This is a genomic window from Streptomyces sp. NBC_00285 (assembly GCF_036174265.1).
Taxonomy (GTDB): Bacteria; Actinomycetota; Actinomycetes; order Streptomycetales; family Streptomycetaceae; genus Streptomyces.
In genome coordinates, this window is record NZ_CP108055.1 from 7,443,375 (window position 1) to 7,469,362 (window position 25,988).

Annotated in this window: 27 protein-coding genes; 14 read left to right on the plus strand and 13 right to left on the minus strand. The window is 69.0% G+C overall.

Features of this window, described 5'->3' with window-relative positions:
- Positions 1 to 153 precede the first annotated feature (153 nt).
- The 6 genes from OHT57_RS34455 to OHT57_RS34480 all read left to right on the plus strand — a co-directional run bounded on the left by OHT57_RS34455 (position 154) and on the right by OHT57_RS34480 (position 6,503).
- Complete coding sequence (locus tag OHT57_RS34455; protein ID WP_328750650.1) at positions 154 to 1,386, plus strand: L,D-transpeptidase; 1,233 nt, start codon at positions 154 to 156, stop codon at positions 1,384 to 1,386.
- A gap of 158 nt (positions 1,387 to 1,544) precedes the next feature.
- Complete coding sequence (locus tag OHT57_RS34460) at positions 1,545 to 2,789, plus strand: L,D-transpeptidase (RefSeq protein WP_328750651.1); 1,245 nt, start codon at positions 1,545 to 1,547, stop codon at positions 2,787 to 2,789.
- A 77-nt stretch (positions 2,790 to 2,866) separates the two neighbouring features.
- Positions 2,867 to 3,634, plus strand: coding sequence for an enoyl-CoA hydratase/isomerase family protein (locus OHT57_RS34465; protein WP_328750652.1), 768 nt, complete (start codon positions 2,867 to 2,869; stop codon positions 3,632 to 3,634).
- A gap of 262 nt (positions 3,635 to 3,896) precedes the next feature.
- Positions 3,897 to 4,400, plus strand: coding sequence for an ATP-binding protein (locus tag OHT57_RS34470; RefSeq protein ID WP_328750653.1), 504 nt, complete (start codon positions 3,897 to 3,899; stop codon positions 4,398 to 4,400).
- 100 nt (positions 4,401 to 4,500) lie between these two features.
- Complete coding sequence (locus tag OHT57_RS34475) at positions 4,501 to 5,265, plus strand: polysaccharide deacetylase family protein (RefSeq protein WP_328750654.1); 765 nt, start codon at positions 4,501 to 4,503, stop codon at positions 5,263 to 5,265.
- A gap of 14 nt (positions 5,266 to 5,279) precedes the next feature.
- Positions 5,280 to 6,503: a YVTN family beta-propeller repeat protein gene (locus tag OHT57_RS34480; protein WP_443053639.1), complete on the plus strand. Its 1,224-nt coding sequence runs from the start codon at positions 5,280 to 5,282 to the stop codon at positions 6,501 to 6,503.
- Positions 6,504 to 6,549: 46 nt separating this feature from the next.
- On the opposite strand, the gene OHT57_RS34485 is transcribed toward OHT57_RS34480, so the two are convergent.
- Positions 6,550 to 7,221: a GNAT family N-acetyltransferase gene (locus OHT57_RS34485; RefSeq protein WP_328750655.1), complete on the minus strand. Its 672-nt coding sequence runs from the start codon at positions 7,219 to 7,221 to the stop codon at positions 6,550 to 6,552.
- Positions 7,222 to 7,393: 172 nt separating this feature from the next.
- On the opposite strand from OHT57_RS34485, the gene OHT57_RS34490 reads away from it, so the two are divergent.
- Positions 7,394 to 7,606 carry an EF-hand domain-containing protein gene (locus OHT57_RS34490; protein ID WP_328750656.1) on the plus strand — a complete coding sequence of 71 codons (213 nt, stop codon included), beginning with the start codon at positions 7,394 to 7,396 and terminating at the stop codon, positions 7,604 to 7,606.
- A gap of 47 nt (positions 7,607 to 7,653) precedes the next feature.
- On the opposite strand, the gene OHT57_RS34495 is transcribed toward OHT57_RS34490, so the two are convergent.
- Complete coding sequence (locus OHT57_RS34495; protein WP_328750657.1) at positions 7,654 to 8,439, minus strand: ABC transporter ATP-binding protein; 786 nt, start codon at positions 8,437 to 8,439, stop codon at positions 7,654 to 7,656.
- On the minus strand, positions 8,439 to 10,181 hold the full coding sequence (locus OHT57_RS34500) for a 2-isopropylmalate synthase (RefSeq protein WP_328750658.1): 1,743 nt from the start codon (positions 10,179 to 10,181) through the stop codon (positions 8,439 to 8,441). The genes OHT57_RS34495 and OHT57_RS34500 overlap by 1 nt, the downstream gene beginning before the upstream one ends.
- 147 nt (positions 10,182 to 10,328) lie before the next feature.
- On the opposite strand from OHT57_RS34500, the gene OHT57_RS34505 reads away from it, so the two are divergent.
- Both OHT57_RS34505 and OHT57_RS34510 read left to right on the plus strand, forming a co-directional pair.
- Entirely contained in the window at positions 10,329 to 11,006 is a 678-nt protein-coding gene (locus OHT57_RS34505; RefSeq protein WP_328750659.1) for a FadR/GntR family transcriptional regulator, read from the plus strand.
- A 14-nt stretch (positions 11,007 to 11,020) separates the two neighbouring features.
- Positions 11,021 to 11,839: an NADPH-dependent F420 reductase gene (locus OHT57_RS34510; protein ID WP_443053640.1), complete on the plus strand. Its 819-nt coding sequence runs from the start codon at positions 11,021 to 11,023 to the stop codon at positions 11,837 to 11,839.
- A gap of 102 nt (positions 11,840 to 11,941) precedes the next feature.
- On the opposite strand, the gene OHT57_RS34515 is transcribed toward OHT57_RS34510, so the two are convergent.
- The 9 genes from OHT57_RS34515 to fabG all read right to left on the minus strand — a co-directional run bounded on the left by OHT57_RS34515 (position 11,942) and on the right by fabG (position 20,015).
- Complete coding sequence (locus OHT57_RS34515; protein ID WP_328750661.1) at positions 11,942 to 12,484, minus strand: MOSC domain-containing protein; 543 nt, start codon at positions 12,482 to 12,484, stop codon at positions 11,942 to 11,944.
- A gap of 29 nt (positions 12,485 to 12,513) precedes the next feature.
- A complete protein-coding gene (locus tag OHT57_RS34520) occupies positions 12,514 to 13,068 on the minus strand; it encodes a glycoside hydrolase family 25 protein (protein ID WP_328750662.1) in 555 nt (184 codons plus the stop codon).
- Between the two features lie 684 nt (positions 13,069 to 13,752).
- Positions 13,753 to 14,322, minus strand: a complete 570-nt coding sequence (locus OHT57_RS34525; RefSeq protein WP_328750663.1) for an RNA polymerase sigma factor — start codon at positions 14,320 to 14,322, stop codon at positions 13,753 to 13,755.
- 15 nt (positions 14,323 to 14,337) lie between these two features.
- Complete coding sequence (locus tag OHT57_RS34530; protein ID WP_328750664.1) at positions 14,338 to 15,480, minus strand: beta-ketoacyl synthase N-terminal-like domain-containing protein; 1,143 nt, start codon at positions 15,478 to 15,480, stop codon at positions 14,338 to 14,340.
- On the minus strand, positions 15,477 to 16,700 hold the full coding sequence (locus OHT57_RS34535) for a beta-ketoacyl-[acyl-carrier-protein] synthase family protein (protein WP_328750665.1): 1,224 nt from the start codon (positions 16,698 to 16,700) through the stop codon (positions 15,477 to 15,479). Before OHT57_RS34535 ends, OHT57_RS34530 begins: the two co-directional genes overlap by 4 nt.
- A complete protein-coding gene (locus OHT57_RS34540) occupies positions 16,693 to 16,974 on the minus strand; it encodes an acyl carrier protein (protein WP_328750666.1) in 282 nt (93 codons plus the stop codon). Before OHT57_RS34540 ends, OHT57_RS34535 begins: the two co-directional genes overlap by 8 nt.
- Positions 16,975 to 17,024: 50 nt before the next feature.
- Complete coding sequence (locus tag OHT57_RS34545; protein ID WP_328750667.1) at positions 17,025 to 18,284, minus strand: NAD(P)/FAD-dependent oxidoreductase; 1,260 nt, start codon at positions 18,282 to 18,284, stop codon at positions 17,025 to 17,027.
- A 759-nt stretch (positions 18,285 to 19,043) separates the two neighbouring features.
- A complete protein-coding gene (locus OHT57_RS34550) occupies positions 19,044 to 19,229 on the minus strand; it encodes a hypothetical protein (protein WP_328750668.1) in 186 nt (61 codons plus the stop codon).
- Positions 19,230 to 19,274: 45 nt separating this feature from the next.
- On the minus strand, positions 19,275 to 20,015 hold the full coding sequence (gene fabG, locus OHT57_RS34555; protein ID WP_328750669.1) for a 3-oxoacyl-[acyl-carrier-protein] reductase: 741 nt from the start codon (positions 20,013 to 20,015) through the stop codon (positions 19,275 to 19,277).
- A 251-nt stretch (positions 20,016 to 20,266) separates the two neighbouring features.
- Here fabG and OHT57_RS34560 point away from each other — a divergent pair, with 251 nt between their 5' ends.
- Positions 20,267 to 20,749, plus strand: coding sequence for a PaaI family thioesterase (locus OHT57_RS34560; protein ID WP_328750670.1), 483 nt, complete (start codon positions 20,267 to 20,269; stop codon positions 20,747 to 20,749).
- 238 nt (positions 20,750 to 20,987) lie between these two features.
- On the plus strand, positions 20,988 to 21,656 hold the full coding sequence (locus tag OHT57_RS34565; protein ID WP_328750671.1) for a 4'-phosphopantetheinyl transferase family protein: 669 nt from the start codon (positions 20,988 to 20,990) through the stop codon (positions 21,654 to 21,656).
- A 389-nt stretch (positions 21,657 to 22,045) separates the two neighbouring features.
- On the opposite strand, the gene OHT57_RS34570 is transcribed toward OHT57_RS34565, so the two are convergent.
- Entirely contained in the window at positions 22,046 to 22,621 is a 576-nt protein-coding gene (locus OHT57_RS34570; protein WP_328750672.1) for a TetR/AcrR family transcriptional regulator, read from the minus strand.
- Between the two features lie 600 nt (positions 22,622 to 23,221).
- On the opposite strand from OHT57_RS34570, the gene OHT57_RS34575 reads away from it, so the two are divergent.
- The 3 genes from OHT57_RS34575 to OHT57_RS34585 are packed head-to-tail and all read left to right on the plus strand — an operon-like array spanning position 23,222 to position 25,987.
- Positions 23,222 to 23,713, plus strand: a complete 492-nt coding sequence (locus OHT57_RS34575; RefSeq protein WP_328750673.1) for an ester cyclase — start codon at positions 23,222 to 23,224, stop codon at positions 23,711 to 23,713.
- Between the two features lie 42 nt (positions 23,714 to 23,755).
- Positions 23,756 to 24,820, plus strand: a complete 1,065-nt coding sequence (locus tag OHT57_RS34580) for a 3-oxoacyl-[acyl-carrier-protein] synthase III C-terminal domain-containing protein (protein WP_328750674.1) — start codon at positions 23,756 to 23,758, stop codon at positions 24,818 to 24,820.
- Between the two features lie 51 nt (positions 24,821 to 24,871).
- Positions 24,872 to 25,987, plus strand: coding sequence for an AMP-binding protein (locus OHT57_RS34585; RefSeq protein WP_328750675.1), 1,116 nt, complete (start codon positions 24,872 to 24,874; stop codon positions 25,985 to 25,987).
- The last annotated feature ends 1 nt before the right edge of the window (position 25,988 follow it).

Sequence of the window (25,988 nt, forward strand, 5' to 3'; positions counted from 1 at the left end):
GTGTGAAGGACGGACCGGTGGCCGGCTCCGAGCGGGCGGGCAGGGGGCTCTTCGCGGTACCGGCGGGGCCTCGCCGGGGCGCGTCCGGGTCGGTGGACGGTGGTGGGCTCGTACTCACGTTTCCCCGGGGTGGGCCCGGTCGTTGGGTTCCTCGTGACGCATGGACAAGGGCGCGCTCGGCGCGTGGGGGCCGTTCTGGCCGCCGTACTGACATGGGCAGGACTGCTGGCCGGAGCCGCCGGCTGTACGTCGGACGGGGGTGGTGGGATCGGCGGTGTCGGGGGCTTCGGGAAACCCCCGGCGCCCGAGGACGTCATCAGGGTCGCCCCCGACGACGGCACCAAGGGCGTACCGCCCGAGGAGAAACTACGGGTCCGGGTGCCCAGCGGCCGCCTGGAGTCGGTCACCGTCGTCAAGTCCCAGGACGCGCAGGACTCCGCGGTGCCCGGGCGCATCTCCGACGACGGCCTGCGCTGGGAACCCGACGAGGCGCAGCTCGCGCTGGCCGCCAGGTACACGGTCGACGCGGTCGCCCTCGACGGCCACGGGCGCCGCTCGGCCCGGCACACGACCTTCACGACCTACGTCCCCGACGAGCGCTTCATCGGCTACGTCACCCCGGAGAACCGCTCCACCGTCGGCACCGGAATGATCGTCTCCCTGGAGTTCAACCGGGAGATCCAGGACCGCGCCGCCGTCGAACGCGCCGTACACGTCACCTCGAAGCCGCCCGTCGAGATCCGGCCCCACTGGTTCGGCGACGGCCGCCTCGACTTCCGCCCCGAGCACTACTGGCAGCCCGGCACGCGCGTGACGGTCGCCCTCAGGCTCCGTGACGTCGAAGGGGCGCCCGGCGTCTACGGCCTCCAGTACAAGACCTTCTCCTTCACCGTCGGCCGCAGCCAGGTCTCCCTCGTGGACGCCGCGGAACACACCATGCAGGTCCGGCGGGACGGCGAACTGCTGGCCACCGTGCCGATCACCGCGGGCGCCCCGAAGACGACGACGTACAACGGCAAGATGGTCGTCACCGAGATGCTGGAAGTGACCCGCATGAACAGCCGCACGGTCGGCTTCGGCGGCGAGTACGACATCCCCGACGTCCCGCACGCCCTGCGCCTGACCGACTCCGGCACCTTCGTGCACGGCAACTACTGGGCGCCGGACGCCCCGGGCAGGACCAATGTCAGCCACGGCTGTGTGGGCCTCATGGATGTGAAGGGCGGCAGTTCGGACACGCCCGCGGGCTGGTTCTTCGACCGCAGTCTCATCGGTGACGTCGTCGAGGTCGTCCACAGCAATGACAAGAACGTCGCTCCCGACAACGGGCTCGGAGGCTGGAACATGAACTGGAAGCAATGGAAGGCGGGTGGAGCGGGGAAGTAACCCGCAAGGGGGGTGGGTCCAACTTTCCGTTGAAGTTGGGACTGAATGGTGACCTTGGGCTCACACGATGCTCAAAACTCTCCGGTTAATATTCGCCAACGCGTGCGTAGAACATGCGGGGGAGCGGGCCTGACCAGGCCCTTCGAGGGGAGAACGACTTGAACGTGCGACCGATATCGGGGGCGTCGGTTGACGCGCGAAGGCGCGGTACCAAGGCACTTCCGGCGCTGATACTCGGCGTTCTGATGCTGACCGTCACCGCCTGCGGAGGAGGAAACTCCGGGTCCGGTTCCGGTGATGCCAAGGCGGACAAGAGCGATTCGTCCGCCACCGAGACCAAGCAGTCGGAGGCGGTCGTCTCCATCGCTCCGAAGGACGGCGCGAAGTCCGTCGACACCAGCGGCGCCCTCAAGGTCGGCGCCACCCAGGGCAAGCTGACCGAGGTCCAGGTGAAGGACGGCAAGGGCGCCGCGGTGGCCGGTGAGATAGCCGCCGACGGCGCCTCCTGGACGCCGTCCGCCCATCTCGCCTCCGGCACCAGGTACTTGGTGCACGCGGTCGCGAAGGACTCCAAGGGCCGTACGGCGGCCGAGGACTCCAGCTTCACCACCCTGACCCCGAAGAACACCTTCACCGGCACGTTCACGCCCGAGGACGGCTCGACGGTGGGTGTCGGAATGCCGTTCTCCATCCGCTTCACCCGGGGCATCACCAGCCCCGCGGACGTCGAGAAGGCCATCACGGTCAAGACCTCGCCCGCGGTCGACGTCCAGGGCCACTGGTTCGGCAACGACCGCCTGGACTTCCGTCCCGAGCAGTACTGGAAGGAAGGCACCAAGGTCACCGTCGACCTGAACCTCGACGGCGTCGAGGGCCGCTCCGGCGTCTACGGCAAGCAGGACAAGACGGTCTCCTTCACCGTCGGCCGCAACCAGGTCTCCGTCGTGGACGCCAAGAAGCACACGATGAAGGTCACCCAGGACGGCAAGACCATAAAGACCATCAAGGTCACCACCGGCAAGCCCGGCTACGACACCTGGAACGGCCAGATGGTCATCAGCGAGAAGCTCGCCGTGACCCGCATGAACGGTGAGACCGTCGGCTACGGCGGCGAGTACGACATCAAGGACGTCCCGCACGCCGCCCGCCTGACCGACTCCGGCACCTTCATCCACGGCAACTACTGGGGTGGCGACGCGTTCGGCAACTACAACGCCAGCCACGGCTGCGTGGGGCTGCGTGACGTCAAGGGCGGTTACGACGGCGATGTGCCGGCCGCCTGGTTCTTCAACCACTCCATGATCGGCGACGTGGTCGTCGTCAAGAACTCCGACGACGCGACGGTCGCCGCGGACAACGGCCTCAACGGCTGGAACATGTCGTGGGAGAAGTGGAAGGCGTAGTTCTCCAGGCGATCAGCGGGTCCGGTGTGAGGTACCGCACCGGGCCCGCTGTCGTTAGTCGCCGTTAACCTGCTGGCATGACCGTGAATCTCGAAGTCGTCGAAGGTGTCGGCACCATCCGTCTCGACCGCCCGCCCATGAACGCGCTGGACGTGGCGACCCAGGACCGGCTGAAGGAGCTCGCCGAGGAGGCGACCCGGCGCGAGGACGTACGGGCCGTGATCGTGTACGGCGGGGAGAAGGTGTTCGCGGCCGGGGCGGACATCAAGGAGATGCAGAGCATGGACCACACCGCGATGGTCCTGCGCGCCCGCGCCCTCCAGGACTCGTTCACGGCCGTGGCCCGCATCCCCAAGCCGGTCGTCGCGGCGATCACCGGCTACGCGCTGGGCGGCGGCTGCGAACTGGCGCTGTGCGCGGACTTCCGGATCGCGGGGGACAACGCCAAGCTGGGGCAGCCGGAGATCCTGCTCGGCCTGATCCCCGGCGCGGGCGGCACCCAGCGCCTCGCCCGGCTGGTCGGCCCGTCCAAGGCGAAGGACCTGATCTTCACGGGTCGTATGGTCAAGGCCGACGAGGCGCTGACGCTGGGCCTGGTGGACCGGGTCGTCCCCGCCGGCGAGGTGTACACCGAGGCGCACGCCTGGGCGGCGAAGCTCGCGCAGGGACCGGCGATGGCGCTGCGCGCGGCGAAGGAGTCGATCGACACGGGTCTGGAGACCGACATCGAGACGGGCCTCGCGGTGGAACGGAACTGGTTCGCGGGTCTGTTCGCCACGGAGGACCGCGAGCGGGGTATGAAGAGCTTCGTCGAGGAGGGTCCCGGTAAGGCGAAATTCCTCTGAACCGCTTGCAATTGACGCGATGTCTCATCCAGGTCCCTCGATGGGGCGGTTTATGGGAGCCTTAAGGCACCCTTAAGTCTGCCTTGTCGAGGGAGTCCGTCGATTGCCTCCCAGTGAGCATCCGCCGCAGGTCAGAGAGGCTGTCAACGGTTCCGAATTGCCACTGGCATATGCCGAACGGCCTTCTCGGAGAGGCGCGTTCCGGGGGGCGTATTCGTCAGGAACGGCCCCGGAGGACGCCGCCTGCGGCCATGATGGGGGCATGGCGGGGCTGGAGGACTTCGAACAGCCGCGGGGAGATGGCCGTGCTACGGCGGCGCGCTGGTCTCCGGCGGTCGAGGACGAGCACGCACTGAAGGTGCTCGAACTGTTCGGGAACCCCACGGAGGCAGAGGTTCCGCTGCCCTCCCGGCCGGAGTCCGCGGCAGCCGCACGGCGGTTGACGCAGGTGATCGTTCTCCGTCAGTGGGGACTGACCCCCAGGATGACCGAGGATGCCGTCCTGCTCGTCTCCGAACTCGTCGGGAACGCGGTCCGGCACACCGGGGCGCGGGTCTTCGGGCTGCGCATGCGGCGGCGCCGGGGGTGGATCCGGATAGAGGTCCGTGACCCGTCGCGCGGGCTGCCCTGTCTGATGCCGGTGCAGGAGATGGACATCAGCGGACGGGGGTTGTTCCTCGTGGACAAGCTCTCCGACCGGTGGGGCGTGGATCTGCTGCCTCGCGGAAAGACCACGTGGTTCGAGATGCGGGTGGCCGACAGATAGCCGGTCTGGCCCGCGCGGCGGAGCCGCACAGGGACACAGCCCCGCGCCCCTGAGTGGGTCAATCGACCGGAATCCGGGACGGGACCCCTTAAATGGGGCGGTGACCACGACCGACCGCCGCACAGCGCTGCGTGCCGGTGCGGGGCTTGTCGCCGGAGGTGCGTTCGCCGCCGGATGTTCCGCCACCGGCGCCGTCGCGCATCCCGCGCCCTCCAGCCGCCCGTCCGGCTCGCCCGCCGCCCCCGGACCCCGCCGCTATCCCGGCAGCCCCGCCCAGCTCACCCACGGACCCCGCACCCGCCCCCGCGTCGCCCTCACCTTCCACGGCCAGGGCGACCCCGCCATCGCCCGCGCCCTGCTCGACCAGGCCGAACGGCATCACGCCCGCGTCACCGTCCTCGCCGTCGGGACCTGGCTCGACGCGCACCCCGACCTCGCCCGACGCATCCTCGACGGCGGACACGACCTCGGCAACCACACCCTCCACCACATCGACATCAACTCCCTGCCCGAAGCCGCGGCCCGGCAGGAGATCACCGGCTGTGCCGAACGGCTGCGGCGGCTCACCGGGTCGATCGGGACCTGGTTCCGGCCCTCCCGCACACCCACCGCCACACCCCTCGTCACGCGGGTCGCCCGGGAGGCCGGCTATCCGCATGTCCTGTCCTACGACGTCGACTCCCTCGACTTCACCTCGCCCGGCGCCGCCGCCGTCGCCCGCAAGGTCCTCGCCGAGATCCGCGAAGGATCCGTGGTGAGCCTGCACTTCGGCTACGACGACACGGTCGCCGCCCTCCCCGTCGTACTGGAAGAACTCGACCGGCGCGGCCTGGCCGCGGTGACCACCACGGAGCTGTTCAGCTGATGCCCCCCAATCCGATGAAGCGCAAGCTCGCGAACCGCAACCTCGTGAGGCGCCACCTCGTGCGGAGCGCCCTGATCGCGGGCGCCGCGTTCGTCGCCCTCGCCGCCTGCGGTACCGAGACCAGGCACGGGACGAACGAGGACCACGGCACCAAGGCGGCCGCTCCCGTCCCGGTGAGACAGGTGAAACCGGTGAGGAAGCCGGTCCAGGGGCTGCCGGGGATGCCGCCCGTCCTCGACCCGCACGACGTCTACGCGGCGGACCGGCCGAACAGGTTGTCGCCGGTGGTCAAGGACTTCCCGTCCCGGGTGTACGTGCCCAACACCGAGTCCGACACGGTCTCCGTCATCGACCCGAGGACGTACGAGGTCATCGAGACGATCCGGGTGGGCCGCCAGCCCCAACACGTCGTCCCCTCCTGGGACATGAAGACGCTCTGGGTCAACAACGACCGCGGCAACACCCTCACCCCCATCGACCCGAGGACCGGGGAGGCGGGCACACCGGTCGAGGTGCACGACCCGTACAACCTCTACTTCACGCCCAACGGCAAGTACGCCGTCGTGATGGCCTCCCTCGACCGCGAACTCGTCTTCCGCGACCCGCACACCATGAAGGTGGTCAAGACCGAACCGGTCAGCTGCTACGGCGTCAACCACGCCGACTTCTCCCTGGACGGGAGGTACTTCATCGTGTCCTGCGAGTTCAGCGGCGAGCTGCTGAAGGTCGATACCGAGAAGATGAAAGTCGTCGGGCAACTGAGACTGCCCTTCCGCGGGGCCATGCCGCAGGACGTCAAGATCTCGCCGGACGGGAAGCGGTTCTACATCGCGGACATGATGGCCGACGGGATGTGGGTGCTGGACGGCGACAAGTTCACCGAGCCGACCCTGCTGCCCACCGGCAAGGGCACCCACGGCCTGTACATCAGCCGCGACTCCCGCGAGATGTATGTCTCCAACCGCGGCGAAGGGACCGTCTCCGTCTTCGACTTCACCCGGAACAGGCTCACCAAGAAGTGGCACCTGCCCCACGGCGGCAGCCCCGACATGGGCGGCGTCTCGGCCGACGGCAAGGTCCTGTGGCTGTCGGGCCGTTACAACTCCGAGGTGTACGCCATCGACACCCGCACCGGAGCCCAGCTCGCCCGCGTCAAGGTCGGCAGCGGCCCGCACGGACTCGCGGTGTACCCGCAGCCGGGGCGGTACTCGCTGGGGCACACCGGCATCTTCCGCTGACGCGAGGTCGGTCGGCGCGCGGTACGGGTGACCGGCGGTGACGTGGTCACGAGTGACGGGGAGAGCGACCCGTACCGCGGCTCCCGGTGCCGAGCAGCACCGCCTCGGCGCCCACGGGCCGGTAGCCCGCCGCCTGGAACGCCCGCATGCTGCGGGCGTTTCCCGGATTGACCTGCGCCCACAGCGGTTCCTCGACGAGGTGGCGGGCCGCGGTCACCAGGGCGCGGCCCAGGCCCCGGTGCCGGGTGTCCTCGTCGATCTCGACGGACACCTCCAGCCGGCCGGCGATCCCGCGGCCCGTCACCAGCACCCCGCCCTCCGTCGTCCAGGCGCGGATCTCGTCGCGACGCCGCCGGGCGTAGACGATCCGCGGATGCCCGGCGTCCGCGATCTCCTTCAGCGCGAGCGGCGGTTCACCCGGCAGCGGTTCACCCACCAGCATCGCGTCGACCGTCTCGGACCTGCGGCCCGTCCGCGCGATGAAGGCGGCCAGGAACACCGGGTTCATCGTCGCCGCCAGCGGGTCGCAGTCCAGCCCGCGCAGAGTGGCGTGGACCCACTCGGGGTCCTCGTCCGTGAAGACGACCGAGTGAGCCGTGAAGGACAGGACACCCGCGTCCCGGTCGCACATCTGCGGCACCACCGTCGTGCCGCCGTCCGCGGGCGGGAAGACACCTCGGGCCGCCGCGTCGAGAATGTCCCGCAAGGTCTTTGTCACGGCTCTCCTCGTGTCTGCGTCCGCCGGAGGACCAACCCTCGCAGACCCGCCGGACTCCGCCGGGGGTGGCCCCCGGGCCCGGCCCGGTGGTCGATGCACCGCGCGCCCGGACGGGCGGTTAATCTGACCTCCGTCAGCAAGACGGCAAGGCACGAAAAAGAGGGGCGGATCGGTGGCGGACATCGAGGAAGCACGCAAGCAGTTCGACCGGATCGATGGAGACGGTGACGGCTTCATCACGCCCGCCGAGTTCAAGACCGCTCTCGCCCAGGGCGGCGACTGGAACGTCACCGAGTCGGTCGCCGAGGCGATCATCAAGAGCCGTGACCTGAACGGCGACAAGCTCCTGTCGTTCGACGAGTTCTGGGCGTTCCTGAACAAGTGAGGTCCGCGAAAGGGGCGCCCGTCCGGTTGCGGAGGGGCGCCCCTTCGTCATGCGCGGCCACCCGACCGTACGGTCCAGCGGCCCTCGCGCCGTTCCAGGACCAACGGCAGGCCGAAACACTTCCCGACCTGCGCGCCGGTGAGGATGTCCGACGCCGGCCCCCAGGCGAGGACGCGACCCTCACGCAGCAGCATCGCGTGGGTGGTGCCGGGCGGGAGCTCCTCCAGGTGATGGGTGACCAGGACCGTGGCCAGGGCCGGATGCGTCAGGCGCAGGGTCTCCAGCGCGTCGATCAGCTGCTCGCGGCCGGGCAGGTCGAGGCCGGTCGCCGGTTCGTCCAGGAGGAGCAGCCTCGGCTCCGGCATCAGGGCGCGGGCGATGAGCGTACGGCCGCGCTGCCCCTGCGAGAGCGTCGGCCAGCGGGCCTCGCCCAGGCCGGTGAGGCCGAGGGTGCCGATGAGCCGGTCGGCCCTTTCCCGCTGTTCGTTCGTCGGCCGCCAACGGGGGAGCGGGGCCACGGAGTTGGTCAGTCCGGTCAGGACGACGTCCCGGACTCGCAGGGGTGCGGTGAGGGGATGGCAGGGATCGACATGGCCGACGTGGGCGCGCAGCTCTCGCAGGTCGACCCGCCCCAGGCGCCGGCCCAGCACCTCGACCGTGCCGTGCGTGGGGTGGATCAGGGCGCCGAGCAGGCTGAGCAGTGTGGACTTGCCGGCTCCGTTGGCGCCGAGCAGTGCCCAGTGCTCGCCGGCCCGGACGGTCAGGGAGACCTCCCGGAGGAGCGGCCTCCCGTCCCGGACGACGTGCACGTCCTCGGCGCGCAGGACCTCCATCACCTCGCCGCCCGGTTCATCGCGGACAGCACGGCTTGTACGGCGGCCGACGATCCCATGCCCGCGCCCCATGCCGTACGGCCGTCCACCCGGCACTCGGCGTACGCGACAGTCCCGTCCCCGTTCGCGGCCCTGTGCTCGGCGAAGTCGACGATGCCGACGGTGTGTCCGGCGCCGGCGAGCGCGTCGACGAACGCGGAGACCGGGCTGCCGCCCGTGCCCTCGTAGTCGCCGACGCGGTCCCCGGCCTCCAGCGTGCACACGAAGCGGTGGACGCCGGGCGCCTCCTCGTACGCTGACCAGGCGTGCAGCCGTACCGGGGTGGACTCCGCCAGATACGTGGCCCGGAACAGCTCGTACAGCTCCTTCGGAGTCATCTCCCGGCCGCTGGTGTCGGTGGCTTCCTGGACGGTCCTGGAGACGTCGGGGCGCATGCGCTCGGGCAGGTCGATGCCATGCCGGGTACGCAGCAGATACGCCGTGCCGCCCTTGCCGGACTGGGAGTTGACGCGGATGACCGCCTCATAGGACCGGCCGATGTCGGCGGGGTCGATGGGCAGGTAGGGGACGTTCCAGGGAGCCTCTCCCGCCGGGACCCCCGACTCCGCGGCCAGGTGGGCGTGGTGGGCGAGCCCCTTGCTGATCGCGTCCTGGTGGGTACCGGAGAAGGCGGTGTGGACGAGGTCGCCGGCGTACGGGTGGCGGGGGTGCACGGGCAGCCGGTTGCAGTGCTCGACCGTGTCGCGGACCGCGTCGATGTCGCTGAAGTCGAGCTGGGGATCGACCCCTTGGGCGTAGAGGTTCATGGCGAGGGTCACCAGGTCGACGTTGCCGGTGCGCTCGCCGTTGCCGAACAGGCAGCCCTCGACGCGCTGGGCGCCGGCCAGCACGGCGAGTTCGGCGCAGGCGACTCCGGTGCCGCGGTCGTTGTGCGGATGGACGGAGAGGATCACCGCGTCGCGGCGGGCCAGGTGGCGGTGGGCGTACTCGATCTGGTCGGCGTAGACGTTCGGGGTGGCGATCTCGACGGTCGCCGGCAGGTTGTGGGTGACCGGGCGGTCCGGGCTCGCGTCCCACAGCTCCGTCAGCCTGCCGCACAGGTCCAGGACGAAGTCCGGCTCGGTGAGGTTGAAAGTCTCGGGGGAGAACTGGAAGCGGACATGCGCCGTGCCCTCGGCCCGCCGCGCCATCTGCTCGGCCGCCTTCCGCACGGTCCGCCACACCTCCTCGCGGTCACGGCCCAGGACGACGTCCCGCCACACCGGCGACGTCGCGATGTACAGGTGCACGACGGCTCGCGGCAGCCCGGCGATCGCGTCGAAGGTCCTGTCGACGAGGTCGGTACGGGCCGGGGTGAAGACGACGGGCGTGACGTCGTCGGGCACGGCACCACCGGTCACCAGGTGCCGTACGAAGTCGAAGTCCGTGCGGCTCGCCGACGGATAGCCGACCTCGATCTCCTTGAATCCGGTGCGCACCAGCAGGTCGAAGAGACGGCTCTTGCGCGGGGTGTCCATCGGCTCGGCCAGGGCCTGGTTGCCGTCGCGCAGGTCGACGGGGACCCACAGGGGCGCGCGGTCGATGCGGGCGGACGGCCAACTCCGGTCGGTGACCGGCACGTCGACCCGGTCCTCGAAGGGGCGGTAGCGGTGGAACGGCATGGGGCTCGGACGCTGGGGGTTCCAGACGGAGGTCACGGGGAGGTCCTTCGGCTCGGTCGGCACGGACCGGCAGCACGGCATCCCGCGGCGGGGTGCCGGTCGCGTCAGGCCCCGCCGCGGCAGCCGAGAAGAAGGAGACCGCGGAACGTCATGTCCGTACGCTATCCACTCCTCAGCTCCTCAGACAAGTAGAATTCTTCTGAGTCCTCAGACAAGTAGGTGAAAGCCGTGCCGCTCGGCGCCCTCCGCCCCAGCCCCCTGGTCGAACAGGCCGCCGAGCGCCTGCGCGAGCAGATCACCGCCGGACACTGGCCCGTCGGTACCAAGCTCCCCGGGGAGACGACCCTCGCCAAGGAGCTCGGTGTGGGCCGCTCCACGGTCCGGGAAGCGCTGCGGGCGCTGGCCGGGGCGGGGCTGGTGCGGCCCAGGCAGGGAGCGGGGGTCTTCGTCACCGCGACGGAGGTGGCCGAGGACTGGCCCACGCGACTGCGCCGGGCCACGGTCACGGACGTCTACGAGGTCCGCATGGCGGTGGAGGTCCACGCGGCTCGCCTCGCCGCGCGACGGTGTACGGCGCAGGACGTGACGGCGATGGAACACGCACTGGAGGGCCGGCGGGCGGCCTCCGCGGCCTCCGACGCGGCCTTCGTCGACGCGGACATCACCTTCCACGCGGCCGTGGTCGCCGCCGCGCACAACCCCGTATTCACCGATCTCTTCCGGGAGTTCACCCCCGTCCTGCGCGAGGGCCTGACCGAACTCCTCGCACTGACCGCCTTGCGCGCCACCGATCCCAACACGGCCGACGAGGCGCACGCGGCCCTGGTCCGGGCGGTGGCGGACGGGGACGCGGAGGGGGCGGCGGAAATTCTGCGGGGGGAGCTGGAGGATCCCTTCGGGGGCTAGGGTCCTTCTGATCCATCTCCGCGGCGTCACGCTGCCCTGCCGCCCCCGACGGCCGACGAGCCCGTCCGGGTGACGGGTGGCCAGGATCGGTCCGGTGTCGGAATAGTGCGTGCCGGTTCGAGGTTGAGGTCACGCAAGCGCATGCGCGTGCATCAGTCATGGAAGGGTCTGTCATGAAGATCGGCATCATCGGCGCGGGCAACATCGGCGGCAACCTCACCCGGCGGCTCACCACCCTCGGCCACGAGGTCGTCGTGGCCAACTCCCGCGGCCCGCAGACGCTCACGGAACTCGCCGAGGAGACGGGTGCGACGCCGGTCACCGTCGAGGAGGCGGCGCGCGGTGCGGAGGTCGTGGTCGTCACCATTCCGCTCAAGGCGATCCCGGACCTCCCGTCGGATCTCCTCGCCGGGGCGTCCGACGGGGTGGCCGTCATCGACACCGGCAACTACTACCCGCAGCGGGACGGCAGGATCGCGGCGATCCTGGACGAGGGCCTCACCGAGAGCCGCTGGACGGCAGAGCACATCGGCCACCCGGTGATCAAGGCGTTCAACGGCACGTACGCCCAGGACATCCTGGACCGCCCCCGCCCGGCCGGCGACCCCGAGCGCATCGCCCTCCCGGTCGCGGGCGACGACGGGCCGGCCAAGGACAAGGTGCGGGCCCTCATCGACGAACTCGGCTTCGACACCGTCGACGCGGGCGGCCTCGACGAGTCCTGGCGTCAGCAGCCGGACACGCCGGTGTACGGACTGCAGGCCGGGGTCGACGCCGTCACCAAGGCGCTGGCACAGGCGAGCCGGGAGCGTACGGCGCAGTTCGGGGGATAGGGCACGCGACCGCACGGCGACGCCCGGACCCCGAGCGGGAGAACGAGGCGTACCGCCTGCGCCTGACACCCCCGGGTGCGGCGCAGGCGGCCCGTCGTGCGCTCAGACGATGTCCAGTGGCCGGTGCGGCCCGGCAGGCAGTTCGACGACGACGGGGTCCCCGGGCCGCACCAGGCCCCCGACGGCGACGACACTCATGACCCCGGACCTGAACCGCGCCCGGCCGTCCTCGTCCCGCCCGACGACCTGCTTGAGCAGCCCCTTGCGGAACCCGTCGATCTGCGCACATGGATTCCGCAGCCCGGTGATCTCGACGACGGCCGTCTCCCCGAGCAGCAGCCGGGTACCCCGGGGCAGGGAGAGCAGATCGACGCCGCGGGTGGTGACGTTCTCACCGAGCTGTCCGGCCGTCACCTCGAACCCGGCCCGCCGCACCTCCTCGAACAGCTCCTCGTGCATGAGGTGGACCTGCCGGAGATTGGGCTGCGAAGGATCCATCGCCATCCGGAAACGGTGCTTCACCGTCGCCCCGCCGTGGACGTCCCCCTCCACCCCGAAACCGGCGAGCAGCGTGACGCTCTCCCGGTTCGGCTTGGTGAAGGAGTACGTCCCGTTCCTGCTGACCGCGGCAACCGTCCCACTCATGAACGAAGCTCCCCACTTCTTTGCGACGACTACTTCGCCGCCCACTCGCGCAGCGCCGACTTGCTCGCGAAGTCGGCGACGTTCTTGTCCAGAGGATCGTCGGTGTACTGGTGGAAGCGCCACTTGGCCTTGATGCGGGGCTTGCCCGCGGTGACGTAGTCGGCGATCCACAGACCGTCGCCGGCGTACGACGTCGTGTCGAACGTCAGCCAGTAGTTCCTGTTCGTGTAGAGGACGACCCGGTTGTCCGGGCGCAGTTGCTTCACCTTGCGGATGAAGGCGTCCTTCTCCGCGTTGGACGCGTGGGTGCCCTCGCCGGTCGTCTCCCAGTCCACGGCGAGGATGTCACCCGCCTTCTCGGGGGCGTGCTTCACGAAGTACTCGGCCTGCGCGGTGAGGTTGCCGGGCCACAGGAAGTGGTAGAAGCCGACGACCAGACCGGCGTCGCGGCCGTGCTTGGTCTGGGCGGAGAGTTTCGGGTTGACGTAGGAGCGGCCCTCCGTCGCCTTGACGAAGGCGAAGGAGAGACCGTCCGTGTCGTACGACGAGGACTGGTAGGCGCTGACATCGATGCCGCGGAGCATGTGGGGGCTCCCTGAAGTCGGAGTGGGGGAAGGGAAGTCGATGATGCCCCACCCGCCCTGCCCGGGAACCTCGGCCCTGCGTGGTCACCAGTTCGAACCCCCTCGCCGGCCTCGGCGGCCGACCGGACATGTCGGGCCTCGCAAGTCCGCCGCCAGCGGGGACAGCCGTACGGCGGTCCTCCCGTCCGTGGGGCCGGTGGAGGGGATTGCGGGGGACACGCCGTATGCGTCCGTCATGATGAGGATGCAGTGGTTCGTCGGGCAGCCGGCCGCCGTGCCTCTCCCGTCCGGTCCGAGCCCGGTGACCGGCCCGCCGAACTCCGTGCGGGACCAGGGGTGTTCACCGGCTGATCTCCTTCGCCACAGCCCACAGCCCACAGCCGTACCCGTCGTCGTACCCCGCGGTGGCGATGACCGGCGGGATGCGCAGGGGGGAATCACCTGGGCGGACCGCCGCCCTCGTCCCGCGTGCGGACGGCCGTGCGTGAACGATCACGCGGGACGAGGGCTTGACGTCCTGTCGGTGCGGTCTCCTCGGGACCTTGTGACGAGTCGGTGGCCGGGACGTTCATGACCGCCTGGTGGCCGGTGTCGATCGGCCGGTCCGACGACGACTCGGTGACCTCGGGGGTGCCACGGAGCGGATACCGGTTGCCCGTCAGGATCGACGCACAGCAGGTTCGTTCACGGGACGGGCTGCGCGAGCAGCACCCGCAGCCGGCCCAGCGCGCGCTGCCGCAGCGGGCCGAGTGACCCGCGTGGCAGCCCGAGCAGTCGGCCGGCCTCGTCGTAGCTCGGTGGCGGATCGGCCATCAGGACACCCAGCAGCTCTTGGTCGCGGCTGGGCAACCGGCGGAAGGCGGACAGGACTTCGCCGGCGTCTGCACGCCGCAGCGCCTGCTCGTCGGGATGCTCCGCATCTCGTGCACAGGTGTCGAACACGGAACTGTCGCCGACCGGAACGAGACGCTGACTGCGCTCGATGTGCTTGAGACACTCCCGACGTGCCGTGGTCGCGAGCCAGGCCGCCACCTGCCCGCGCTCGCGCAGCTGCGGAAGGTGCTGAACGGCCCGTAGCCACGTCAGTTGGTAGACGTCCTGGCAATCGGCGGGGGAGAGGCGATGCGAGCGTGCGATCGTCCACACCAGCGGTGTGAAGTGGTCGACGAGCCGGACCCAAGCCTGTTGATCCCCTAGCAGGCAGGTGGTCACCAGTTCGGCCACGTCGGTGTCGGCAGGGGCAGTGTGTGCCACGTCCGGCTCCCCGGCTCAGTCGGACAGCGGGGCGGATGGGCTGCGGACCACCAGGCAGCCGACGTTCCCCTCCGTGCCGACCGAGGTCACCAGGGCGACCTCATCCTTCCCCGGCTCCTCCTGCCAGGCCGCCAGCAGCGCGGCGAGCTGGAGCGAACCGCTGGCGCTGAAGGTCTCGCCCAGCCGCTGGGTGATGCGCAACGTGCGGTCCGGCAGGGCTCCCAGAGCCCCGCGCACTCCCCGTTCCTCGATGCGTTCGAGACCGACATGGCCGCTGCACCCCAGGGACACGGCGCTCACCTGGTCGGCGGACACCTCGCTGCGCCGTAGGGCACGTTCGACGCACTGCGTCAACGCCGCGGCGAGGCTGACATGGTGCACACCGGCCCCCGCTGACGACACTTCACAGGCCAGCACCTGTGCCAGTGCCGGCCGTCCGGCCGCTGCCGCGTCCTCGGGCCGTTCGACCATGAACACGGCACAGCCCTCGCCGACGGCGGCTTCGCCCGACAGCGCCTTGGACAGGTGCCATCCCCAGGCGGACTGCGGGCAGAGTTCCTCCACGCCCCCCACCAACGCCCGGTCGACGTGGCCGCCCGCGATGGCGTTGCGGGCGTAACGGATCGCGTTGAGGCTCGACAACCTGCCCCCGGCGATCGTCGCGTTGACCCCGCGCAGTTTGGAGCGGATGGCGATCTGCCCGGCGCAGCAGTTCATGACCGAGTTGGGGAAGAGGTTGGCCCGCACCAGGTACGGCTTTTCCTGGACGAGCGTGTCTCGGGAGAACTCGCTGGAACTACGGATGCTGCCCGTGCTCGTACCGATCACCACACCGGTGCGCGGCTTGTCGTGATCGGTCAACGGTACGGGCAGCCCGGCCAGCGCACGGGCACACGCCACGAGAGCGAGCTTGGTCGTGCGGTCCAGGTGGCGGATGCCCTTGCCGCCGAGGTACTCCTCGGCATTGAGATCGGCAACGGCCTGCAGGGCGATCGGCGGCAGATCGTCGGAGATCTGTGAAAGGTCCGCCCGCGGCGCATCACCCGAGGACAGGGACGGCTGCAGCGTGCCGAGTCCCTGCCCGGCCGAGGAAAGAACCCCGGTACCGGTGATGAGCAGCGGTGTCACGGTGGTCACTGGTGCAGTCAGGGTGCTCATGCCGCCCTTCCCAGGATGGTGATGGCGTTGTTCCCGCCGAACGCGAACCCGTGGTTCTGCACGATGCGTGGGGCAGCCGGCCGCGCCGTGCCCGGCACCGGGTCCACCCCTGGACCCAGCGCAGGATCGGTCTCCGTGACGTTCGCCGTCGGCGGCAGGAACCCCTCGTACAGCGCGAGGCAGCACATCAGCGCACCGAAACCACTGGCCGCACCCATGGTGTGACCGATCGCCGACTTGATCGAACTGATCGGCGGCAGACGGTCCCCGAACACCTCCCGTACGGCCTTGACCTCGGTGGCATCGTTGGTGGGCGTACCCGTGCCGTGCGCGCAGATGTAGTCGATCTGGTCCGGCTCCACGTTCGCGTTGCGGTGCGCGGCGCGGATGCACTCGGCGATGCTGCTCGGATCGGGGGACACCGGATGCTGCGCATCGCAGTTGACGCCGTACCCCAGCACCTCGGCGTAGATCCTGGCGCCCCGGGCCACCGCATGGTCGAGAGGTTCGAGCAGGAGTGCGACCCCTCCTTCCGCGGTCAGGATTCCGCTGCGGTGCGCGTCGAACGGGCGGCAGACGGACTCGGCGAGTGCGCCGAGCCGGTAGAACCCGGCGTGCGCCCACCGGTTGATGGAGTCCGCACCGCCGCTGAACATGAAGTCGGCTTCTCCGCTGCGCACCATGTCGTAGGCGTACCCGAGTGCGTAGTTGCTCGCGGAGCAGGCCGTGGCGATGGTCTGAGCCTCCCCGGACAGCCCCAGCTCGGCGTTGACCGCGGTGGCGATCTGACTTGCCGGCACCTTACGGATGGCAGCGGGGTCCAGCCGTTTGAAGCTGTCCTTGACCCACTGCTCGGTGAGCTGCTCGATGACGGCGGACTCGCCGCTGGTCGTGCCGATGGCCGAGCCGGTGTGCGCCCTGGACACCAGGGCCGGGTCGATGTCCGCGTCCTCCAGGGCCAGCCGGGCGGCGGATGCGGCGAACAGCCCGCTACGGCCCCACTGTTCGGGGTCCAGGCGCCGCAGAATGCTGCGGGGTTCGAAGTCGTGGACCTCGCCGGCCATGGTGCGTGGGAACCCGCTCGCGTCGAACCCACGGATGGGCGACACACCGCTGCGGCCCTCACGGATCCCGGCGGCAAAGGTATGCGCACCGATACCCAGACTGCTGACGGCGCCGAGCCCGGTCACCACGACCCGGCGTGCGGTGGTGTCACGCATGGGATATCTCCCAGTCGGCGTTGCGGGCGACGACGTCGTAGACGGCCGTCAGCGTGACCATCTCGGGCAGATCCTCCTGCGGGATCGCCACCCCGAGGTCGAGTTCGATCCGCGCGAGGATCTCCAGCGCCAGCAGCGAGTCCGCGTCGTGGTCGTCGACGAAGTGGCTGGTCTCCGTGAGCTCGTCAGGTCCGAGTTCGAGCACCTGGACGACGATGGTCCGCAGCGCCTCCAGTCGCTCTGTCCGGATCAGGTTCTCGCTGGTCTGAGGCATGACGTTTCCCTTCGCTGAAAAGTGGGGGTCCAACGTGGGCAGGGGAGGCATTACGCGCCGCCGGCTTGCAGCCCTGAAGCAGGACGCAGCCGGTGGCGGAGGTTCACCAGGGCCGCCTTGGCGATCGAAGGCGGTGAGAGGAACGCCCCGGTTCCGATGAGGCGTGAGCCGAAGCTGTGGAAGTGCCGGGCCATCTTCGGGTCACGTGCGGCCGCCGAGAACATCAGCTTCTCGACGTGGTTGAACGGCCGGCTGGAGGCGTAGTCGGAGATCAGGAACTGATAGCCCTTGAGTTTCGAGCGGCGGCTGCGGTAGGTGGCCAGGGACCGGTCGAGGCCATCGGCCCCTTGCACAGCGGTCGATGTCGAGGCAACCAGCCACTGCGCGCTCTGCAGCGCCCAGCCGCAGCCCACCCCCCACAGGGGGTCACTGGTGAGCGCGGCATCGCCGATCAGGGCCCAGCCCGGACCGACGGGTTCACGAACGATCAGGGGGTAGTTGACGGTTCCCACGATCTTGCCGACGAGTTCGCCCTGGTCCAGGTCGGGTGCTTCGGGAAGGGACTTCACGAAGGCGCGGTAGGAACCCTCCAGATCGGCCTTGAACTCCGGGAGCCTGGCCTTGGACGGGATGCACGCGACGAGGGTGATGTCGCCGTCGTTCGGCATCGCGTAGGCGACGTCGGGCTCGCGGAACCATGACAGCGTCATGTCGCCCGCAGGACGAGGCAGTCCTTTGAAGTGGGCGAAATAGCTGAAGCGTTCGTTGTCGACGGTCTTGACCGCGGCCCCGGCGAACCTGCCGATCGCGGAGTCCTTCCCGTCGGCACCGACGACGAGCCGCGCGCGGAGCTCCCGCCGCTCGCCGTTCGCCGTCGCGGTGACCCCGACCACCCTGTCGCCCTCCTTGAGCACGCCGTCGACGGTGTGCCCCAGGAACAGGTCGACTCCGTCGGTGTCCTGCGCGAGCCGTCGCAGGATCGGGTCCAGGGTCTGGCGCCGGACGTTGTACCCGTAGGGCAGGCTGCGCTGGCGAGGATCCCGCTCGGGCCGTATCCAGCCCCAACGGGTCCAGTAGCGGGCTGAGTTGGGGACCGCGCCGGCAGCTTCCAGCTCTTCGGTCACTCCGAGTTCCGCAAGCGCGGGGTATCCGCAGGCCTGGATGAAGTGCGTGCACAGCACCTTGTAGGCGGACATGTCGGAGCGGCGTTCCAGGAGGGCGACCCTGGCGCCGCGCCGGGCGTACAGAACGGCTGCCGTGCACCCCGCGATGCTTGCTCCGTTCACGATGACGTCGTACGACTCGCTCATGATTCCCCTCTCTGGGACATGCGTGAGAAGGCCACAACCGGCACAGACCGTGCGGGACCTCGGCTGATGCCGACGACCGGGCCGGCGGACAGCCGCGCGCAATCGATGGGCGCGTCCTGCTGCTGCCGGCACACTGAAATCCCCGTCGGCCTCTATGCGCGATTGCCACCGATAAAGGGCGGTGCGGCAGTGATGCGGCAGCGGCGTGGAAGGAACACTGATCGTCCAGCTTGACCGCATTGTCAAAACAGGAGTCAGTCTTCGGAGTGCGTTGCGCAATTATCGCGAGAACGAACTCCGGTGAATGGAGTGATGAATTCCGCTTAGCGGCGGCCGGGTGGGAAGACCGTCCGGCAGACTGTGGCTTGCGGTGCATAAGGCATGGTCAGGGGCCTGTGGCCGCGCTGCTGCCTTTAGTTGAGGTGAAAACCTCTGCGGGTGATTTGTGCAGAACTCCGCGCATTGTGGTACGCCCCCGTGCCGTGAAATATAGTAGGTGTTAACTACTTCCTTCGATGCGAGCCTAGCTAGTCCGAGAGTCGAGTGTCAAGACGATTCTGAACTGCTCGCGCGCTTGTCAAGAGGTAGTAATGAGAGAGTATTGCCGAGTGAAACAACTAAAGATGTATGGGTCAGGTAGATGGAATCCATCGCAGGGCTGTTCGAGGAGGGGGCCGCCTGCAACGACCAGGCGGCCATGCTCACCGCTCAAGCAGGCGGACCCTGCCCCTGGGTGCGGATCACCTCGGTGACGGCTGATCAGCGCTCCTGTGCCGAGGCGCCCTTCGCGACGTCGCCCTCTGCCCGGGCGAACAGTCCGGCCATACCGTGGACGGACAGCCTCAGGGCTTCGGGGACCGTTCCCGAAACCCGTACCAACGCGGCGAACAGGTCCTCGTCCGCCGGGCCGGCCGGGTGATCAGGGGACAGCTGATCAGGGGACATCGGCACTCCCGGCCTCATCGGCGCCGAGCCGACGCGGAGCCGTGCTCACAAAGCGATCCCCCCATCGACCTGGAACGTCTGCCCGGTGATGTAGTCGGCCCGGTCGGAGAGCAGGAAAGCGGTGATCTCCGCAACCGACTCGGGCGTACCGAACCGGCCCAACGGAACGCTGCTGAGCGCCTCCTGGCGGGCCTTGTCGGTGAGGCCGGCTGTCATGTCGGTCTCGATGAACCCCGGAGCGACGACGTTGACACGGATGCCGCTTCGTGCGACCTCCTTCGCCAGCGCCTTGCTCATGCCGATCACCCCGGCCTTCGCGGCCGAGTAGTTGGTCTGCCGGGCGTGGCCGAACACCCCGGCCACGGAGGACATGTTGACGATCGCTCCCGCCTTGCGTTTCATCATGCCGAACGCGACGGGCTTGCAGAAGTTGAAGGTGCCGCCGAGGTTGGTGTCGATCACAGCCCGCCAGTCCGACGACGGCATGAGCACCATCGGGTTGTCGCGGATGATGCCGGCCGAGTTGACCAGCGCGCTCACCGGCCCGAGTTCGGCCTCCGCCTTGGCCAGAAACGCCGCAGCCGCTTCCGCGTCGGTGACATCGCACGCATCGTGGTAGACGCCGGCTCCGCGCTGTCGTAGCTGCTCGGCGACGTCCTCGCCCAGCTCGCGGTTCGAGTGGTAGCAGAACGCCACGTCATAGCCGTCCGTGGCCAGACGCAGAGCCACGGCGGCACCGATACCGCGTGACCCGCCGGTGACCATGGCTACTTTTCGCTGAGGCATCGCGACTCTCCCAGTGCTGTGGATGACAGATGTGGGGCGACGCGTGAGCACGCCCACCCTCACAGAGCGCCGACCACCGCCCGCAGATACGTTGCCGCCGCGATGTCTGCGATGTCTGCGATGACCGCGATCAGCCGCGCGGGGGCGCGGGCCGGCCCGCCTGTCGAAACAAGCCGCACAACAGCTGTATCCGCATCGGCCCCCCGCGGATCTGTGCTCATGAACGCGCCTGCTACGAGGAGACCGCCGCGATGACACAGCCCATCGGCATCAAGGAATTCAAACTCATGGCCGAGGTCCTGCCGGACGACCTGCCGGACAACCTCGACACGCTCATGCGCGAGGCCGGACTGGGAGCCGGCGGCCTCTACTGGAAGCTGGGCATCCGGTTGGAGGAGGCCTCCGCCCGACTGGTCGTCGGCACAATGCCGGTGGAGGGCAACACACAGCCGCAGGGCCTGCTGCACGGCGGGGCGTCGATCGCGTTCGCCGAGACGCTGGCCTCCACGGCCGCTGCCATGTACGCGGGCACCCGCCGGATCGCTGTGGGCGTGGAGGTCAGTGCGACGCACCACCGCTCGGCCCGCGGCGGAACGGTGCGCGGCACCGCCCGGGCCGGCCATCTCGGCTCCTCCATGGCCACCTACAACGTCGAACTCACCGATGAGAGAGGACGACTCCTGTGCTCATGCCGGGTCAGCTGCATGCTCAAACCGCGTCCCGGCCTGAAGTGACGTGCCACCGCCTGGCGCCCCAGAACAAGCACTGATCGGAACACGAGCGGATCGGAACGGGAACCGAGATGACGACTCGAACCGTGAAACCGGGACAGCGCCTGTGATCCCGTCGGCTCGGCACAGGGGACAAGGGCCTCAGGTCACTCCTGAGATCCTCGCGAACTGGGTGGCGGAGTTCTCCGGCAGACTCCAGGAACTGTCCTGTGCACGCGGCATCCCGCGTAAGCCGGCGTCCATGATCTCTGAGGTGCTGCCGGCCGGTGCCAGGGGGGCCGAATCGTTCGGGGAGCAGGACCAGCTCGCCCTTGAGGCCTTGCTGCCGCAGGAGTCCGAAGCCATCGCGCATGCAGGCGTGCGGCGCCGGCAGGAGTTCGCGGCGGTCCGGTACGGCGCGCGGCAGGCGATCGGGGCGCTCGGCCTCCCCCCGGCCGCACTTCTCCCGGACCAGGCAGGCGCACCCCAGTGGCCCGCGGGTGTGGTGGGAAGCATGACCCACTGCGTCGGCTACCGGGCGAGCGCCGTGGCACTCAGGCTGGACATCGCCGCCATCGGCATCGATGCCGAGCCCAACAAGCCGCTTCCCGCCGGGGCCGGGCGGCTGTCGCTGCTGCCGGCCGAGGTCGAGCGTGCACGGGAGTTGGACATGGTGCGACCTTCCGTCGCGTGGACCCGACTCCTCTTCTGCGCCAAGGAAGCAGCGTACAAAGCCTGGTACACCCTGACCGGACAGCCGCTGAACAGCCGTGACGTGGAGATCGAGGTCGACCCGGAGGGCACACTGGCTGCAGTGATCTCGCTGACACCACAGGGCCGGACAGCCCCGCTGCTCCGAGGCCGCTGGGTGGTGCGGGAGGACCTGCTCGTGGTCGCGCTCTCCGTTCCGGCAGCGACGGCTGTCCTCTGAGCCTCGACGGCACCCGGATAATCCACGGCCGGCCTTGTGGGCGGCGGTTCACGGGAATTCATCCGGTTCCGCAGGTGAGGAATTCATGCTGGTCTCTGTAGCAGCCTCGCGGGCGGCATGGCGATTTTTGCGCCGGGTTTATTTGCGCGAGACCTTTGCGGAAGCTGGGAGACTCGTAGACCCGTGGGATCGGCACCACAAAGGGGCTTTCCGGCCGCAACTCGACGTCAGGTCGTAGCGCGACGGCATGGAATTCTCGAAGAATATGACGTGCACCGGGTGAGCGTCGGCCTGTCCGGTGGACGCACAGTCTGCTCATGGCGCATTCCCACCTCACGCACAGGTCGAGGAGGAAACGGCTGCCGGCAGCCTCACGCGTGATTGCACGGTTACATTCCGGTTTTGTCCAGCATTCCCAAGGCGGCATAAACAGAGGCGTCGATTCCGGTGTAGGCATCCTGCACCCACTGCTCGTCCTTGCTCGCCGACGTCTTGGCGTCGATCATCGTCAGGTCGTTCAGCAGCAGGCCAAGCGACATGTAGATCTTCATCTGCACGGGATCGACACCGGCTCGCTCGGACAGTTGCCGCCACTGGTCGCCGTAGGCTTCCCGGACGGCCTCGCGTACCTCGTCGTTCGCGCAGGCGGCGAAAGCCTGGGTCTGGATCAGCACATCGGGATTGTTCTCAAGATTCGATCGGTACTGATTACCCATCGCGATGAGCGCGTTGACTCCGGACAGACCTTCGGCCGCATCCAGCATGCGTGTCGTCGATTGCGCAAACGAAATGCGAACGCATTCGGTGAACAATTTTGTCTTGCTGCCGAACAGTCGGAAGACGTACGGCTGAGTAACGCCTGCCGCCCTGGCGATCACTTCGGCAGAGGTGCCGAAGAGTCCGGTCCGGGAGAATTCCAACATGGCGATATCGAGAATCTGGGCTCGTCGCTGTGCTGCGGACATGCGGATTTTTTGCATGACTCATTATGTCATACGACTGCTTTCTCATTCTACGAGTTCGTAACGGATCATGATATTCGGGGGGTGCCTTCGCGGGGTACCTGTGCAGGGGCCCCGCCCGCCCCCGGCAGCCCCTTCGGCAGGTGTCTTCGCTGTCTCCGGTGCCTTCACCACCGCAACTCGTCCCCTCGTCCCTTCTCCTCGTCGCGATGACGCCACCACTTGGAAGTTACCACTAACTAGTCTGGAAGGTAGGGGATGCGGTGACCTCGTAGTTTGCAGAGTTTCCGCAGGTGGAGACGTGTTCGTCGAAGCTGGTGAACTTGTATGCATCTACTTACTTAGGGGTTGTGGTGGGCGTCGCTCTTGGCTATAGTCGGTTCTGCCGGACGGCGGCCACCACCCGCCGTCCCTGTTACCGGCATCAGTGCGATCGGGTTCGGCCTTGACCGACTGGGCTGCGGCGAGGGCGAGTTCATGCTCGTGAGCGGCACAGCGATGTGTCGTCTCCCCATGGACCGGCTGGGCCATTCCTCACCTCGATGGAGCCTGACGGCGGCGCGCGGCGACGATTCTGGCCGCCGACACCGAAGGAGAAGGACGATGCGACCGACAACATCCCTGGCAGGCAACCCGTCGACCGATGTCGGGCAGGAGATCTGGGATTCCTGGACCGGTCTGTGGAACGGCACCGGCGGGCCGGACCCGGCCGTGTTCATCGCCGACGACGTGACCGTGCACCTGCCGACCTTCGGGATGCCGCCCTCGGCGTCGTTGACGACCCGCGACGACGTCACGGGCTGGATCGAGGGATTCCGGAGCTGCTATCGCCCCGGCGCGCGGTTCGCCGCCGAACTCGGGCCGTGGCTCGTCGGAGACGAGTTCGTCGTGGCGCGCTGGAGATTCACCGGGGAGTGGCAGGGCGGCGTTCCCGCGACGGCCACCGCGGCCGCCGGCACCGAGGTGTCGATCTGCGGCGTCGACATCCTGCGGATCGAGGACCGGCGCATCGCCGAGTACTGGCTCACCGACGACCAACTCGACCTGTACGGCCAGCTCGGCGCGACGACCCCGGCGGGAGTCCGGTCCCGATGAGCGAGCAGGACATCGTCGCCGACACACGACAGGAGTCGTCGAATGCGATCGCCGGCTGAGTCGAGCGCCTTCGTGATCGGCAGCGCCGTCGTGCTGCCACCCGCGGTGGAGTCCGCCGCCGAGGCCGTGCGCTCGGGGCGGATCACCGAGGAGGAGCGCGAGCGACTGGGCGTGACGAGCGTGCACGTCGGTGCCGAACCGGCGCCGGTGCTCGCCGCCGCCGCGGCCCGTGCCGCTGCCGCCGAGGCGGGTGTCGAGCCCGACCGCGTCGGTCACCTGCTGCACGCCCACACCTACTACCAGGGGCACGACTTCTGGTCACCCGCGCATTTCATCGCGCACGAAGCCGGATTCGGGAGTTGCGTCCCGATGTCCGTCGGGCAGATGTGCAACGGGGGCGCCGCGGCGCTGGGCATCGGCGTCGAGCGGGTCCGGCACACGGCCTGCGGCGAGCCGGTCCTGAGCGTGGCGACCACCGCGGACACCTTCGGCGGCAGCGGCATCGACCGGTGGGGCAGCGACTACGACACCGTGTACGGCGACGGCGCCACCTGCGTGATCCTGTCCCCGGAGGCCGGCGACACGAGTGCGCCCGCTCTGCGCGTCGTCGCGCTGGACTCGCGCGCCCGGCCGCAGTTCGAAGCCATGTACCGCGAGGGCGACCCCTTCGGTACCGCCCCCCACGAACTACGGGCGGCCATCGACGTGAAGGCCACCAAGCGCGCCTTCTTCGAGCGGTGCGGCGGGACCACCGAATTCCGCGACGTCGCGATCAAGACGATCGGCGAACTCGTCGCCGACGTCATCGACACGGCCGGCGTGGCCATCACCGACGTGGCGGCGACGATGCTCCCCCGGCTGAGCCCCAAGGTCCTCGACCTCATGTACTCCGCGGCGATCGACCCTCGGCTGGTGCCGACGCTGCACTGCGAGCGCGACACGACCGGGCATCTCGGCGCGGGCGACTTCCTCGCGAACCTGGACCACCTGCGGCGCACCGATCTCCTTGCCGACAGGCAGTACGCGCTCGTCGTCGGTGGCGGCGGCGGGTTCACCTGGTCGGCCGCGCTCGTGCAGAAAGTGGGCCCCGCGGTCCCGCGAGCCTGAGGCTCACCCCCTGTCCAGCAACAGCGTCTTCACCTCGAAAGGACCCCACCGATGTCTGACCCCGGCGCCCACGACTGGTCGATTCTGGATGTCGATCCGCTGCAGCAGACCGTCACCGATGCCGACGCCTACGTGCGCACGCTCATGCAGTGGCACTTCGGGCCCGAGACGGGGTCACCGTTCTGGCTGAAGCGCAAGGCCACCCTGGACTTCGACCCCCTCACCGACGTGAAGTCCGTCGACGATCTCGCACTGTTCCCCAACCTCATCGACGACTTCCGTGACACCACCGCCGAGGAACTGGTTCCGCGAGGCCTCGGCGACTCGCCGAAGATCGCCGCCATCTTCGAGAGCGGCGGTACTACGGGCCGGCCCAAGCGGTTCGTCATGTTCGAGGACTGGTTCACCCGGTATCTGGCGTGGGCGGGCCGCAAGGCCGCGTCGGGCCTCGGCGGATCGGGCATCAACCTGCTCGCCACGACACCGTCCGGCCCGCACATGATCGGCGAGGTCACCGTCCGGCAGTCGGGCGCACTCGGCGGCAAGCGGTTCACCATCGACATCGACCCGCGGTGGGTCAAGAAGCTCATCGAACGCGGCCAGGCCGACGAACTGCGCGCCTACGTCGACCACCTCGTCGACCAGACCGCCGACATCCTGGCCACCCAGGACGTCGGGATGATCCAGACCATTCCGATCCTGCTGACGAAGATCGCCGAACGCCCCGAACTCGTGGAGCTCGTCCGCTCGAAGGTAAAGCGCATCGCCTGGGGCGGGGCGCACATGGATCCGGACACCCGCGCGATCCTCCGCGAAGAGGTGTTCCCCGGCATCCCGATCGTCGGCGGCTACGGCAGCACGACGATCCTCAGCGTCGCCGTGGAACGCAAGGAGGAGCAGCCCTCCGGCCTCGCGACCTTCGACCCGTTCTCCCCCTACGTGTTCTTCCGGGTCGTCGACCCCGACACCGGCCGGCCGGTGGCCCACGGCGAGCGCGGGCAGATCGTGATGAACCACATCACCAAGTTCGCGCTCATCCCCAACAACCTGGAACGCGACACCGCGATCCGGGTGGCGGCCGAGGACGGCCACATCGGCGACGCGGTAGCCGATGTCGCCCCGGTACAGACCTTCGGCGGCACGTCCATCACCGAAGGGGTCTACTGAC